At 42.5% G+C, this 14,525-nt stretch carries 12 protein-coding genes; 7 read left to right on the forward strand and 5 right to left on the reverse strand.

The annotated features are described in order from the left end of the window. Positions 1-4 precede the first annotated feature (4 nt). On the forward strand, positions 5-430 hold the full coding sequence (locus FTV37_RS10925; RefSeq protein WP_373683575.1) for a GNAT family N-acetyltransferase: 426 nt from the start codon (positions 5-7) through the stop codon (positions 428-430). Positions 431-510: 80 nt separating this feature from the next. Here the strand turns inward: FTV37_RS10925 and FTV37_RS10930 are convergent, their stop codons facing one another. The 3 genes from FTV37_RS10930 to FTV37_RS10940 all read right to left on the reverse strand — a co-directional run bounded on the left by FTV37_RS10930 (position 511) and on the right by FTV37_RS10940 (position 4,679). Beyond that, positions 511-849, reverse strand: a complete 339-nt coding sequence (locus FTV37_RS10930) for a hypothetical protein (RefSeq protein ID WP_180063843.1) — start codon at positions 847-849, stop codon at positions 511-513. Between the two features lie 184 nt (positions 850-1,033). Further along, positions 1,034-3,166 carry a 3-hydroxyacyl-CoA dehydrogenase NAD-binding domain-containing protein gene (locus FTV37_RS10935; RefSeq protein WP_180063844.1) on the reverse strand — a complete coding sequence of 711 codons (2,133 nt, stop codon included), beginning with the start codon at positions 3,164-3,166 and terminating at the stop codon, positions 1,034-1,036. Positions 3,167-3,473: 307 nt separating this feature from the next. After that, complete coding sequence (locus FTV37_RS10940; protein WP_180063845.1) at positions 3,474-4,679, reverse strand: acetyl-CoA C-acetyltransferase; 1,206 nt, start codon at positions 4,677-4,679, stop codon at positions 3,474-3,476. Positions 4,680-4,883: 204 nt separating this feature from the next. Here FTV37_RS10940 and FTV37_RS10945 point away from each other — a divergent pair, with 204 nt between their 5' ends. Beyond that, positions 4,884-5,153: a hypothetical protein gene (locus FTV37_RS10945; protein WP_180005121.1), complete on the forward strand. Its 270-nt coding sequence runs from the start codon at positions 4,884-4,886 to the stop codon at positions 5,151-5,153. A gap of 49 nt (positions 5,154-5,202) precedes the next feature. Here FTV37_RS10945 and FTV37_RS10950 read toward each other — a convergent pair whose 3' ends face one another. Continuing rightward, on the reverse strand, positions 5,203-6,213 hold the full coding sequence (locus FTV37_RS10950; RefSeq protein WP_078190094.1) for an AraC family transcriptional regulator: 1,011 nt from the start codon (positions 6,211-6,213) through the stop codon (positions 5,203-5,205). 210 nt (positions 6,214-6,423) lie between these two features. Here FTV37_RS10950 and FTV37_RS10955 point away from each other — a divergent pair, with 210 nt between their 5' ends. The 5 genes from FTV37_RS10955 to FTV37_RS10975 all read left to right on the forward strand — a co-directional run bounded on the left by FTV37_RS10955 (position 6,424) and on the right by FTV37_RS10975 (position 13,963). Then, positions 6,424-7,545, forward strand: a complete 1,122-nt coding sequence (locus FTV37_RS10955) for a CaiB/BaiF CoA-transferase family protein (protein ID WP_180063846.1) — start codon at positions 6,424-6,426, stop codon at positions 7,543-7,545. Between the two features lie 216 nt (positions 7,546-7,761). Continuing rightward, positions 7,762-9,000: a carbohydrate porin gene (locus FTV37_RS10960; RefSeq protein ID WP_257224306.1), complete on the forward strand. Its 1,239-nt coding sequence runs from the start codon at positions 7,762-7,764 to the stop codon at positions 8,998-9,000. 170 nt (positions 9,001-9,170) lie between these two features. Then, positions 9,171-11,576 carry a glucose/quinate/shikimate family membrane-bound PQQ-dependent dehydrogenase gene (locus tag FTV37_RS10965; RefSeq protein ID WP_180063848.1) on the forward strand — a complete coding sequence of 802 codons (2,406 nt, stop codon included), beginning with the start codon at positions 9,171-9,173 and terminating at the stop codon, positions 11,574-11,576. 265 nt (positions 11,577-11,841) lie between these two features. Further along, positions 11,842-13,485 (forward strand): nitrite/sulfite reductase, encoded by a 1,644-nt coding sequence (locus FTV37_RS10970; protein ID WP_078190090.1) that lies wholly within the window; start codon positions 11,842-11,844, stop codon positions 13,483-13,485. Then, positions 13,478-13,963: a DUF934 domain-containing protein gene (locus FTV37_RS10975; protein WP_168379542.1), complete on the forward strand. Its 486-nt coding sequence runs from the start codon at positions 13,478-13,480 to the stop codon at positions 13,961-13,963. Before FTV37_RS10970 ends, FTV37_RS10975 begins: the two co-directional genes overlap by 8 nt. 69 nt (positions 13,964-14,032) lie before the next feature. Here the strand turns inward: FTV37_RS10975 and FTV37_RS10980 are convergent, their stop codons facing one another. Further along, positions 14,033-14,482, reverse strand: coding sequence for a VOC family protein (locus tag FTV37_RS10980; RefSeq protein WP_180063849.1), 450 nt, complete (start codon positions 14,480-14,482; stop codon positions 14,033-14,035). Positions 14,483-14,525 lie beyond the last annotated feature (43 nt).

The following is a 14,525-nucleotide window of genomic DNA, read 5'->3' on the forward strand; positions in this document are numbered from 1 at the left end:
AGGGATGCCGCAGTTAAATATTCAATTCGGTCCGTGGGAGCAACTAGCATCTGCAGCTCGGCCGATACGTGAACAGGTCTTTATTTTAGAACAGCAGATATCGCCCGAAGATGAGTGGGATGCAGAAGATGCGATTTCACTGCATTTTATTGTTCATGATGGGATAAAAGCTGTTGCAACTGCTCGTTTGTTGAAAAATAACAGTATAGGCCGTGTTGCTGTTTTAAAGGCCTATCGCGGTCAGGGTGTCGGTAAATTCTTGATGCAAGCCATCATCGAACAAGCGAAATTAGAACAACGTGAATATTTAAAACTATCATCACAAGTGCATGCCATAGCGTTTTATGCCGCGTTGGGTTTTGTTGTTGAAGGTGATGAATATTTAGATTGTGGTATTCAGCATCAAGATATGTATATGGCTTTGGCTTAAATACTTAAAATTCGAAGTTTATAAATAAAAAAACGCTTAATATTTTAAGCGTTTTTTTATTGCATAGATTGGGTCAAAGCTTAGTGGCCATGATCATTCGATGCAGTAGGTTCAGGGCTCATGTCATCCATATGTGCATGTTGTTCTTCAGTCATATGCATATCTGCTGCAGTCGGCGCAGAAGCTTCACGAGCTGCTTGATCAGCTCGCGCCTTTTTCAAGGCTTCTTCTGACATCACAGGGGCATTTTTAAATGCATGCTGTTGAGTATTGTCTTTTTTCTGTTGGCTCGGCATATAGTCTGGTTCATTGGTCACAGCAAGCCAGAAAATACCCATGAATAGCGCACCTAAAATACAGAAGATAATCAGTGCTTTCCAGCCCCATGGTGATTTTTCAGGAGAAGTATGATCAGTCATAACAAGCTACTCAATCGGATAAAAAGAAATCAAAAAACTTGTTACTTTATAACATAAAACAGATGAGAGTTCGCGTAAAATCTAGACTTGTTTGCAAACACGCGAATGCGAAGGAAAATTAAAAGGAGCCGAAGCTCCTTTTGATGTGATTGAACAGCAAAATTTGCATGCTCAAAATGAATAATTAAATCTGCTCAGCTTTCGCCACTTTGTCTTTCAGCAATTGCGGTGCTTTGAAGCGTTCGCCATATTTTGCTTCTAGTGTATTGGCACGCAATAGCGCTTTTTCCAAACCATATTGATTTAAAAATTGAAGTGCACCACCTGTCCAAGGGGCAAAACCAATCCCGAAGATTGAACCGACATTGCCATCGACAGTCGATTCCAAAACACCTTCTTCTAGGCAGCGTAGCGTATCGAGCGACTGTACAAATAGGAAGCGGTCAATCATTTCCTGTTCAGAAATAGCATTATCTTTCTGCCATTTACTCAAGCCTTCCCAGAGGTGCTTTTTACCGCCTTCAGGATATTCATAAAAACCTGCACCAGCTACTTTACCTTTACGTCCGAACTCATGAATCATCGTTTGAATAACGTCATCCGCACCTGAACGTGGTAGGTCTTTGCCTTCGGCTTGCAAGGCTTTACGTGTCTCGGCCGCAACATGCTCAGACAGCGTTAAAGACACTTCATCTTGAATCGCCAATGGGCCTACAGGCATGCCGGCTTTTAGTGCAGCCATTTCAATGCGGGCAGGGTGTACGCCTTCAGACAGCAGACGTAAACCTTCTTGCACAAAGGTGCCAAAGACACGGCTGGTAAAGAAGCCACGGCTGTCATTCACTACAATTGGCGTTTTGCCAATTTGCTGCACAAAGTCAAAGGCTTTAGCCAAAGTTTCAGCCGAAGTGTTTTTACCTTTAATAATTTCCACTAATTGCATTTTGTCGACAGGACTAAAGAAATGTAGACCGATAAATTTAGCTTGATCTTGAGATGCATTGGCCAAGCCTGAAATCGGCAAGGTTGAGGTGTTGGATGCAAAAATACCGCCATCTGCCAAATAGGCTTCTGCTTCTTGTGTCACTTTGGCTTTGAGTTCGACATTTTCAAATACCGCTTCAATGATCAAGTCGCAGCCTTGTAAGTCGGCAGCATCTGCAGTGGCATGAATCAGTCCTAAAACTTGATCACGTTTTTCTGCACTTAAACGGCCTTGAGATACTTTTTTATCTAGCAGTTTTTGGCTATAGGCTTTGCCTTTTTCAGCAGCTTCAACAGAAACATCTTTGAGTACAACTGCAATGCCTTTTGATGCTGTGGCATAAGCGATGCCTGCACCCATCATGCCTGCACCTAAAATACCAACTTTGGTGGCTTGCCATTTCGCGACGTCTTTTGGACGGCTTGCACCAGACTTAATAGCGTTGAGACCATGCCAGAAGGTGCCGATCATATTTTTAGAAATTTGACCGGTTGCAAGGTAAGTAAAGTAACGTGATTCAATCGTGAGCGCCGTATCAACATCGACCTGAGCGCCTTCAACAGCAGCCGACATAATGGCTTCAGGCGCAGGGTAACAGCCCTTGGTTTTGTCACGTAGCATAGCGGGGGCAATGGCGAGCATTTGCGCCACAGCAGGAGTCGATGGCGTACCGCCCGGAATTTTATAGCCTTTTACATCAAAGGGCTGCTGTGATTTTGGATTGGCTTTGACCCACGCAATCGCTTTGTCCATCAGGTCTTCAAGGCTATCTGCAGTGTCTTGAATCAGCCCGAGCGATTTGGCTTTTTCGACACCAACTTGTTTGCCTTCCATCAAGAGCGGAAAAGCATTTTGCAGACCCAATAAACGTACCATACGTACAATACCGCCACCGCCCGGTAGTAAGCCTAAAGTTACTTCTGGTAAGCCAAATTTCGCCTTAGCATCATTCAGTGCGATTCGATAATGACAACCGAGTGCTAACTCCCAACCACCGCCCAGCGCTGTGCCATTTAAGGCTGCAACAACAGGAATGCCGCGTGTTTCGATATAACGCAGTTTGGCTTTCATTTCTTCAATCATATTGAAGAATTCAGTTGCATGCTCAGGTGTAGCTTGAATCAGTTCGTCTAAATCACCGCCTGCAAAGAAGGTTTTTTTTGCGGAACGGAAAATAATCCCTACAATATTTTCATCTGCTTGCAGTTTGTCTACCGTTTCAGCCAGTGCCGTGCGGAAGTCTGCATTCATGGTGTTGGCAGATTGGTTTGGAGAATCTAAAGTTAAAATGACGATATTGTCGGCATTTTTTTCAAATTGAATTGCGCTCATAAATTTTATCCAAATATTTTTATGACTTTGCTAGTGATTTTTGAGATTTAAATTATTCATCGTCACTACGGAGTCTTTACAAATTTGTTTATTACTGTTTTTTTCATTTCAGCTAAAGCAGTGCTTTAGCTTCATTCAGGTTCGACCTACTTTTGTTTCGGCAAAAGTAGGCAAAACCATTTGTCATCCACAAAACCTGTCAACTAATGTCTTTTTTCTAAAAGTTCGCAGAAACATTATTTTCAATTTTTGGTCAGGTTGTGGATGACACATACCAAGTATCAAATGCTGTGTACGGTTCGGTTAATTAAACTAGCTCAATAATCGTTGCGATGCCCATACCACCGCCCACACACAAGGTTGCTAAACCGCGTTTTTTACCTTGGCGTTCTAGTTCATCCATCAGGGTGCCTAAAATCATGGCGCCTGTTGCACCCAGCGGATGTCCTAATGCAATTGCACCGCCATTCACATTGACTTTGGTAGGATCAACCTTGAGTTCGGTAATAAAACGCATCACGACTGCTGCAAAAGCTTCGTTCACTTCAAATAGGTCAATATCATCAATGGTTAAGTTAGCTTTGGCTAAGGCTTTACGCGCAGCAGGTGCAGGGCCAGTCAGCATAATGGTCGGATCAGCACCTACCAATGCTGTTGCCAGCACTTTGGCGCGTGGTTTTAAACCTTGTTCTTTGACTGCTTTTTCAGAGGCAAGCAACACCACGGCAGCACCATCTACGATGCCCGATGAGTTGCCTGCATGGTGTACATGGTTGACCGCACCCACTTCAGGATATTTTTGTAAGGCGATGGCATCAAAGCCCATTTGACCCATCATGGCAAAACTTGGGTTGAGTTTGCCTAAGTCTTCTGCTGTGGTCGTTGGTTTAATAAATTCATCTTTGGCTAAAACAGTGACGCCTGCTTTGTCTTTAACTGGAACGACAGATTGGTCAAAGTAACCATTGGCTTGCGCTGCGGCGGCTTTTTGCTGAGAGTTGGCTGCAAAGGCATCCACATCTGCTCGGCTGTAACCGTCAATGGTGGCAATTAAATCTGCCCCAATGCCTTGCGGAATAAAATCACAGGCCATATTGGTTTCAGGGTCGAGCGCCCAAGGGCCGCCGTCACTGCCCATTGGCACACGAGACATCGACTCTACACCGCCAGCCACCACAAGGTCTTCCCAGCCAGAACGCACCTTTTGCGCTGCCATATTCACAGCTTCTAAACCTGATGCACAAAAACGGTTGATTTGAACGCCTGCTACATCATTGTCCCAACCTGCTGCAATGGCTGCGGTTTTGGCAATGTCTGCGCCTTGGTCACCAATTGGAGTTACACAGCCCAGTACAATGTCGTCTACTGCAGCGGTGTCAAATTGATGGCGGTTTTGCAATTCGTTCAATAAACCGGTCAGTAGGCTGATGGGTTTAACGGCATGCAGTGAACCATCTTTTTTTCCTTTGCCGCGCGGTGTGCGAATGGCATCAATGATGTAAGCCTCGCTCATAATCCTGTCCCTATGATCTATAAATTTTTATTGGTTTTTTGAGTGTACGGATTAATCAAGCCAGTGCAATGATGAGAACGGGTGAGTCGTTTGATATTTTTGGTCAACGCTTGCTGCTGAATAAGATAAAAATCAACCTGCATATTGAAAGCGAGGATCGGTTAAGATCAGTTGCTATCGATTCAGTACATATTGAAGATCTGCATGCATAAAAATGTGAAGCGAGTATTGAAAGGTCTGGCTTGGCTTGTTTTTGCAGGCTGCTTAGGTTTTGTATGCTTGATCGGTTTTTATATTTATATGATCTATGGCATTCATCCCGCAGATGAGGGGACGGGCGGTTTAGCCTGTGAGTATGATCGAAATGATCATGTGACCAAGGCAGAAATGTATCGGATACAGGATGGCAAACGAGTGATTACGCCTGTCGATCCATTGCTTTGTCAAAAACAACGCGCAGATTTTCCGAAATAAAAAACCTGATCGAGATCAGGTTTTAGAGAATGCTAGTTTTGAATGATGCTTAGTGATAACCATGTAATTGGCGGTATAGGCCTGGTGTTACACCGGTCCACTTTTTAAATGCACGGTGGAAAGTACTGGTTTCACTAAAGCCGACTTGCTGTGCAACATCTTCAAGCGTTAAGTCTGGATTAAGCAATAAGTGAATTGCAGCATCTCGACGTAAGGCATCTTTCACACCTTGGTAGCTCTTACCTTCAGCGGCTAAACGACGACGTAGTGTTTGCGGAGATAGATACAGCATTGAAGCAACATCGTTCAAGGTTGGCATTTCTTCGCCAATTTGACTCTTCAGCACATCACGGATACGAGACGTTAATGAATTGGTATTTTTAAATTTAACCAATAACTGTGCAGGAGCCGCTTTTAAGAATTCTTCAAGCGTTTCTTCGTTTTGACGAATGGGTAAATCTAAATAATCCGCTGCAAATGTAATTTCAGTTCGCGGTGTATCAAACTGCATTACAGGTGCAAAAAACAAGGCATCATATTCGTCAGCATGTTCAGGACGTTCATAACCGAAGTGTACGCGTTCTAAAGGCAGACGACGTTCAATCAACCAAGAAGCGAGACCATGCCAAATCATCAGCATACTTTCTGTAATGAAATGGTCTGGGTCCATAGATTTTGGAATTTGAGGAACTAAACGTGCTTCGTGTTTATCACGTTCTAGTGTCACTGACCATTCATCACCAAACAGTTTGTAGAACTGCGAAGACAATTCAAGTGCATCACCAAGGGTTTTTGCATGAATAATCAATTGGCACATAATGGCAAAAGTACCCAAGCGGCGCGGTTGAATATCAAAACCGACATGTTCGTCTTGGGTCACCATCCACAACATTTTAATAAAACGTGTGTATTGTTCAGGTGAAATACGGGCTTTGGGTTGGCGTAGAAGTTCAGCCTCAATGCCAACATGAGACAATAAAGTTTCGACATCCATGCCGAGACGTTTCACACCAGTTAAGGCTGCGTTGACGAAATGGATACTGATCGTATCACGACTCATGTTTAATCCTTCAGTCTCTTTAATGTTCACAAATGTTTGACCTAAATGACGCTAAAAAAAGAAATCATGGCAATTTACAACAGCGGTTTTGCCATTTTTACATGGTAAATTGCCGAAACTATCAAGGTAAATGGCTGAACATGACATTGTTTTAATCATTTTATATTTCTACCATGGATAAAAAATCTACACAATTAGAGAAAAATATCCATGGAAGCTGCTTTAAAAGGATTGAAAGTACTCGACTTTTCGACATTACTCCCAGGACCATTTGCGACCTTGTATTTGGCTGATATGGGTGCGGAAGTTGTGCATATTGAGTCACCGACGCGTCCCGATCTGGTTCGTTTGATGCCACCTTATGCCAATGGGCAAGCCACCGCGCATAGTTATTTAAATCGCAATAAACAATCCATCGCATTGGATTTAAAAGATCCGAAAAGCATTGAATTGATCAAAGCGAAAATTTCAGATTTTGATATCGTGGTAGAACAATTTCGTCCAGGTGTCATGCAACGCTTGGGTTTGGATTATGCAGATTTGGCCGAAATTAATCCCCGACTTATTTACTGCTCGATTACGGGTTATGGTCAAACCGGGCATTACAAAGACCGCGCAGGGCATGATATCAACTACTTGGCTTTATCGGGTATTTCAGGTCATAGCGGACGCCAAGATAGTGGCCCGCCACCGATGGGGATTCAAATCGCCGATGTGGCAGGCGGATCAATGCATTCAATTACTGGCATCTTAGCTGCGGTGATTGAGCGCTACCGTAGCGGTTTAGGACAATATATTGATATTTCCATGACCGATTGCGCTGTCGCATTGAACAATATGGCTGCAGCTGGAGTATTGGCTGCCAATACGGTAACCGCGGCAGAGACGGCACATCTGAATGGCGGCAGTTTCTATGACTACTATCGAACGCAAGATGGTCGTTATCTGTCTATAGGTGGTCTAGAGCCGCAGTTTTTACATGGATTGGCGCAAATTCTAGATTTACCCGCTTTAGCGACGCAAGGCATGTCATTTGATCCACAGGATCAGACTGAAATTAAGCATGCAGTTGCCAGCAAGATACTGACCAAAACATGGGCGGAGTGGAAAATGATTTTTGCCTCCCAAGATGTCTGTGTGGAACCAGTTTTAAGTTTGGATGAAGCCCTAAATTCACAATTGGCCCAAGAGCGGCATTGGCGTGTTGAAGTTCCGCTACAAGAAGGCGACACAATGACACAAACTCAACTGGCATGCCCGATTAAATTTTCTAGATCAGCATTGATTTATACCCATGTGGGTAAAACTTTAGGTGCGGATAATTGGTTATGAATGGTATAAAAAAAGGTGATAGGTTAAACAATAAAACCTTTAAAATCTCTTAATTAGATAAACATCCATGTAAATATTGAGAGTTGTTAACAAAAAAATAAATAAATTATACAAATGTGAGAGTATTATATGAACTATTAACACAATTGGTATATAGGTCTCCAAATGAAAATAGCTGTGAGTAAACTTGGATCTTTATATCTTAGCCTCGGCATAATGCTTGCGGGTTCAGCAACCCAAGCGGCAACTACTGCAGATGCTTTCAGTTCTGAAAGCCCATGGATGTTCGGTGATTGGAACGGTCAACGAACAGCTCTCCAACAGAAAGGTTACGATTTTAGTTTTAGTTATGGTGGCGAATTAGCCACTTTGTTAGATGCAAAGCATGCTTCTGGCCATGGCACTGAATATGCGGACCAATTCGCGATCGGGGCACATCTCGATTTAGAAAAAATTGCGGGTTGGAAAGATACCGAAGCGCAAATCAATATCACTGAACGTAATGGTCGTTCATTGTCTCAAACTTCAGATGCATTAAATGGTCATTTAAGTGCAACACAAGAAGTGTGGGGTCGTGGTCAAACTTGGCATTTGACTGATTTTTGGATCAAGAAAAAATTCTTAGACCAAAAATTAGATATTAAAGTCGGTCGTTTTGGTGAAGGTGAAGATTTCAACAGCTTTGACTGTGACTTTCAAAACTTAGCACTTTGTGGTTCACAAGTGGGTAACTGGGTCGGTGACCAATGGTACAACTGGCCAGTCAGCCAATGGGCTGCTCGCGTGAAATATAACATTCAGCCTGAACTCTATGCACAAGTCGGGGTTTATGAATACAACCCTGAAAATCTAAAACGTGGTAAAGGTTGGAACTTGAGTACTGATGGTTCTAAAGGTGCGATTATTCCTGCTGAAGTGGTGTGGACTCCAAAAGTGGGGACACAAAAGCTTCCGGGTGAATACCGTGCAGGTTACTACTACAGTACCGCTGATGCCGATGTCATTGATAGCCCAATAAATGAAAAAGATCACCATCAAGGTGGTTGGATTGTGGCGAAACAACAACTGACAGCACACAAAGACGATGCCTCACGTGGTTTGAGTGGTTTTGTAAATGTCACAGTGCATGACTCAGACACCAACAATGTGAGTGATATGCAAAACATTGGCTTGGTATACAAAGGCGCATTCGATGCACGTCCTCAGGATGAAATCGCGATTGGCTTAGGACGTATCAGCATTAATGATGATGTGAATGACGCCAATATTGCCAATAACAGCGTTGATGCACGCGGTCTACAAAGTGAAGAGTATGACGCAGAAATTTACTACGGTATTCATGCAGCAAACTGGCTGACTATTCGTCCTAATATTCAATATATCCGTCACGTCGGTGCTTACAAAAATGGTGAGAATGCGTGGGTCGGCGGTATCAAATTTCAAACAGCATTTTAATTGATGTCAAATTAGAGTTCTTATAAAAGCAATTCGGTAATTCTGAGAAAAATTACGATATTTCCCCTTGAATTGTTTTTGTAACAACTTCTCTTTGCGACATAAAAACGGTGGTGTGTTGAATGTGTTTCACGCACCAAATACAACATTCGACAATAGAGGTGGTCAACATGAGCAACCCATCTACCGGAACTGGGATGCGAACATTTACCGTCGTTGTGATGGCAATTTTCGCCTTGGTTCTATTGATTGGTGGTATCTGGCTGGCAGTCCTTGGCGGTTCTTGGTACTACATTATCGCCGGCCTGTTAATGCTGGCTTCAGCAATATACTTAAGAAAAATTCAAAACAGTTCTTTATACATTTATGCAGCGTTGATGCTGGGTACAGTGATTTGGGGACTTTGGGAGGCAGGTTCTGACTTTTGGGCACTTGCACCGCGTTTTGATATTTTAGGCTTATTGGGCCTTTGGTTACTGATTCCTGCCGTGACACGCGGTATGGAAAATGGCAAAACTGCGAAAATTACATTATCAGGCACACTGGTGATTGCGATTATCGTGATGATCTATTCAATTTTTAATGATCCGCAAGAAATTCACGGTGAAATTAAAAATGCACAACCTCAAACAGCCAAAGCGATTGAGGGTATTGCTCCTGAAGATTGGCCTGCCTATGGTCGTACACAAGGTGGTGTACGTTATTCTCCACTCACCCAAATCAATAGCGACAACGTTAAAGATTTAGAAGTAGCATGGACTTTCCGTACAGGTGAGTTACCAACAGAAAATGACTCAGGTGAAACCACAAACCAAGTCACTCCGATTAAAGTCGGCAATGACATGTTTATGTGTACAACTCACCAACGTTTAATTGCACTTGATCCTGCGACAGGTAAACAAAAATGGGCATTCGATCCTAAACTTAAAGCGGACAATACCTATCAACATTTAACATGTCGTGGTGTGTCTTATTTTGACGCTGCAAATACCACTCAGTTTGCAAAAAGCTTAGAGAACAAACGCTCGACTTCAACTGAATGTCCGCGCAAAGTGATCTTGCCTGTAAATGATGGTCGTTTGGTTGCAGTCAATGCTGACACAGGTAAAGCATGTAGTGATTTTGGTCATAACGGCGAAGTCGATCTACAAAAAGATATGCCTTATCCGTATCCGGGCGGTTATATCCCAACTTCACCTCCAGTGGTTACTGGCACAACCATTGTGATTGGCGGTTCAACAACTGATAACTTCTCGACTAAAGAGCCATCTGGTGTCATCCGTGGTTATGATGTCAATACCGGTGAATTATTGTGGATCTTTGATACAGGGGCGGAAGATCCAAATGCCATGCCAGGCGAAGGTCAAAAATACTCTGTAGCCTCACCGAATGCATGGGCACCTTTAGCATATGACGAAAAACTTGACATCGTTTATGTGCCAACAGGTGTAGGCACACCAGACATTTTTGGTGGTCACCGTACGCCATTAGATGAACGCTATGCAAACTCAATGCTTGCGATTAATGCATCGACTGGTAAATTGATTTGGAACTTCCAAACCACGCACCATGATTTGTGGGATATGGATGTACCATCACAACCTTCATTGGCAGATATCAAAGATAAATCAGGTAACACTGTTCCTGCGATCTATGTCTTAACCAAAACAGGTAATGCATTCGTCCTTGACCGTCGTACCGGTAAAGCGATTGTACCAATCACTGAAAAAGCGGTTCCACAAACTGTAAAACGTGGTCCACAAACTAAAGGTGAGCGCTACTCAGCAACTCAACCGTTCTCGGATTTTGATTTAGCACCAAAAGATAAATTGACTGATAAACAAATGTGGGGTGCCACTATGTTTGACCAGTTGATGTGTCGTGTGTATTTCAAATCATTAAACTACGACGGTATTTATACACCACCTTCTGAAAATGGCACATTGGTATTCCCAGGTAACCTTGGGGTATTTGAATGGGGTGGTATGTCGGTGAACCAAGACCGTCAAGTCGCTGTGATGAACCCAATTGGCTTGCCATTTGTGACTAAGTTGATTCCTACAGATCCAAACCGTGAGCAAACTGCGAAAGGTGCGGGTACTGAACAAGGTGTTCAACCAATGTATGGCGTGCCTTATGGTGTGGAAATCAAAGCTTTCTTGTCACCACTTGGCTTACCTTGTAAACAACCTTCATGGGGCTTTACTGCAGGTGTAGATTTAAATACACATGAAGTGGTCTGGAAAAAACGTATTGGTACAATTCGTGATAGTTTACCGAAATTGTTCCAATTACCTGCTGTGAAAATTGGTGTACCAGGTCTTGGTGGATCAATCTCGACTGCTGGTAATGTCATGTTTGTAGGCGCAACACAAGATAACTATATCCGTGCAATCAATGTAACGAATGGTGATACTTTGTGGGAAGGTCGTCTACCCGCAGGTGGTCAAGCGACTCCAATGACTTATGAAGCAAATGGTAAACAATATGTTGTGATCATGGCTGGTGGTCATGGTTCATTTGGTACAAAACTTGGTGATTACCTTGTTGCGTATGCTTTACCAGATAAAAAATAAGTGATTTTACATCGCTAAATAAAAAGCCCGATTTATCGGGCTTTTTATTAGCTGAAATTCTTTATGTAAATTTATGCTAAGTAATAGAAAAATAATTCAATATATTAATAAATAAAAAGTAAAGGACCGAAATCCGCTATATCAGTGAAATTGCGACAGTCTTATCAATAAAATCGCTATTAAATATGTAAAAAACGCATTTTCTTGATAGATAAAATCTCGTTATGCTGTGCATTGTTATAATAGAAATTACTAGCTGTACGCCATGTATTTATATACTGATTTTGACCAGCAACTGGTTAATGAACGTGTTGCACAGTTCCGTGATCAAACGGAACGTTATTTAGCAGGTAAATTGACGGAAGATGAATACCGTCCACTGCGTCTTCAAAACGGCCTTTATGTACAACGTTATGCACCGATGCTACGTATTGCAGTACCTTATGGCCTGATGAATTCTAAACAATTACGTAAAATTGCGTCATTGGCTCAGGACTATGACCGTGGTTATGCGCACGTATCTACTCGTCAAAACATTCAGTTTAACTGGCCTGCACTAGAAAATGTGCCTGATATGTTACAAGAGCTCGCATCTGTTCAAATGCATGCGATTCAAACTTCGGGTAACTGTATTCGTAACACAACCACTGACCAATATGCAGGTGTGGTTGCGGGTGAAATTGCTGACCCACGCCCAACGTGTGAATTGATTCGTCAATGGTCAACTTTCCACCCAGAATTCGCTTTCTTGCCACGTAAGTTCAAGATTGCAGTTTCAGCACTGGAAGAAACTGATCGTGCGGCAACGTCTTTCCATGATATCGGTGTGTATATCGTGAAAAATGAAGCAGGCGAGATTGGCTATAAAATCAAAGTTGGTGGTGGTTTAGGCCGTACACCAGTGATTGGTAGTTTTATTCGTGACTTCTTGCCACGTGAAGATTTGATTGCTTATTTAGAAGCGGTACTTCGTGTATACAACTTACACGGTCGTCGTGATAACAAATATAAAGCACGTATCAAAATTTTGGTGAAAGCATTAACACCAGAAGTATTTGCAGAGAAAGTGGAAGCTGAATTTGCACATACCATCAAAACTTTAAAAATTGATGCTGATACCTTGGCGAAAATGGATGAGAACTTCACACCATTTGATTACCAAGATTATGCGGATGAAGATTTTGCAGAGCAATTTGCCGCAGAGCCGAAATTTAAACAATGGTTCAACATCAACACCAATGCACATAAAGTCAAAGGTTACCGCATCGTTACGATTTCTTTGAAACGTGCGGGTATTGCACCGGGCGATATGACTGTTGAAGAAATGAACCTGATTGCTGACTTGGCTGACAAATATACCTTTGGTGAGTTCCGTACCACACATGAGCAAAACATTGCGCTTGTTGATGTACCGCAAAAAGATTTGTTTGATCTATGGAAAATCCTTGATCAACATAATCTTGCACGTGCGCATATTGGGTTCTTAACCGACATCATTTGCTGCCCAGGTGGTGATTTCTGTTCATTGGCAAATGCGAAATCGATTCCAATTTCTGAAGCGATCTCTCGTCGTTTTGATGACTTAGATACCATTTACAATTTAGGTAAATTGGATCTGAACATCTCTGGTTGTATGAATGCATGTGGTCACCACCATGTCGGTAATATCGGTATTTTAGGTGTAGATAAAAAGGGTGCTGAGTTCTATCAAATCACTTTGGGTGGTAATGCCGACCATGATGCATCAATTGGTGACATCTTAGGCCCATCATTTGCAGCCGAAGTTGTACCAGACATCATTGAAGAAATCTTAAATACTTATCTAGACCTTCGTGCTGAAGGCGAAGAGTTTATTGATACTTACCGCCGTGTTGGCATCCAACCATTTAAGGAGCGTGCATATGCTTAATACAGCACTACAAGTCCTCTCTAAAGATGGCTCGATTGCAGACAATACTTACCAAGTCATTGGTGAAGATGGTGTGTTGCCACAAGGTGACGTGGTTTTAACAGTTGAGCAGTTAGATCAACTTGCGAATGTGTCTGGTAAAAAAGCACTTTTCGTAACGGTGGATGCTTCACCTGAAACCAATGAATTCCCGCTTGACCAGTTAGATGCTATTTTCATCGAATTTGCCGGTTTTAACGATGGTCGAGGTTACTCATTTGCTGCATTGTTACGTCGCCAAGGTTTCCAAGGCGAACTACGTGCGACAGGTGATGTATTCAAAGATGTGTTGAACTACATGAAGCGTTCAGGTTTTGATACATTTGTGGTGAAAGAAGGTAAAGATATTGCTGAAGCTGCTGCTGGCTTAGGTGATTTTACCAATCCATACCAAGCTTCAACTGCTGTGCCGCAAGCGCATTATCAAACAGGTGCTTAAGTGCCTTGATCAATAAAAAAGCCTCCATTCGGAGGCTTTTTTATTGATCGAAATACTTTTAATGAGTGATTATTCATTTTTAAGCTGGCAATTGACCATCCACTTAATACCGAACTGATCGGTAAATGCGCCATAGAGTGCACCCCAAAAGGTCTTTTCGAGAGGCATTTCTATAGAGCCACTTTTGGACAATGCATCAAACAATCGTTTGGCTTCAGCTTGTTCACTGCTTTCTAAATTAATCGAAATATAGTGATTGCTGCCTAAGGTAAAGGGTTGATTGGATTGCGCACAGAATTGTTCGTTGACATCTGAGGCCATCAGCACGGTAAATTCATTGATCGGTAGGGAAATATGCATAATCTTTTGCTGATCTGCATCGGATAGTGAAATGCCTTCCTCAGCAGGCATATCACCATAACGCATCACATTGAGGAACTCTCCACCAAATACAGAACGATAAAAATTAAAGGCTGCCTCGGTATTGCCTTGAAAATTCAAGTAGTGATTGAGCTGCATGGTGGTCATCCATTTTTATTATGTCGACATTTATTTTAAGAGC

Source organism: Acinetobacter sp. YH16042, from assembly GCF_013417245.1.
Taxonomy (GTDB): Bacteria; Pseudomonadota; Gammaproteobacteria; order Pseudomonadales; family Moraxellaceae; genus Acinetobacter; species Acinetobacter amyesii.

Coding starts and splice junctions, on each gene's coding strand:
- FTV37_RS10925 (WP_373683575.1), top strand. CDS start 5: ATGCCGCAGTTAAATATTCAATTCGGTCCGTGGGAGCAACTAGCATCT.
- FTV37_RS10930 (WP_180063843.1), bottom strand. CDS start 849: ATGACTGATCATACTTCTCCTGAAAAATCACCATGGGGCTGGAAAGCA.
- FTV37_RS10935 (WP_180063844.1), bottom strand. CDS start 3,166: ATGAGCGCAATTCAATTTGAAAAAAATGCCGACAATATCGTCATTTTA.
- FTV37_RS10940 (WP_180063845.1), bottom strand. CDS start 4,679: ATGAGCGAGGCTTACATCATTGATGCCATTCGCACACCGCGCGGCAAA.
- FTV37_RS10945 (WP_180005121.1), top strand. CDS start 4,884: ATGCATAAAAATGTGAAGCGAGTATTGAAAGGTCTGGCTTGGCTTGTT.
- FTV37_RS10950 (WP_078190094.1), bottom strand. CDS start 6,213: ATGAGTCGTGATACGATCAGTATCCATTTCGTCAACGCAGCCTTAACT.
- FTV37_RS10955 (WP_180063846.1), top strand. CDS start 6,424: ATGGAAGCTGCTTTAAAAGGATTGAAAGTACTCGACTTTTCGACATTA.
- FTV37_RS10960 (WP_257224306.1), top strand. CDS start 7,762: ATGCTTGCGGGTTCAGCAACCCAAGCGGCAACTACTGCAGATGCTTTC.
- FTV37_RS10965 (WP_180063848.1), top strand. CDS start 9,171: ATGAGCAACCCATCTACCGGAACTGGGATGCGAACATTTACCGTCGTT.
- FTV37_RS10970 (WP_078190090.1), top strand. CDS start 11,842: ATGTATTTATATACTGATTTTGACCAGCAACTGGTTAATGAACGTGTT.
- FTV37_RS10975 (WP_168379542.1), top strand. CDS start 13,478: ATGCTTAATACAGCACTACAAGTCCTCTCTAAAGATGGCTCGATTGCA.
- FTV37_RS10980 (WP_180063849.1), bottom strand. CDS start 14,482: ATGCAGCTCAATCACTACTTGAATTTTCAAGGCAATACCGAGGCAGCC.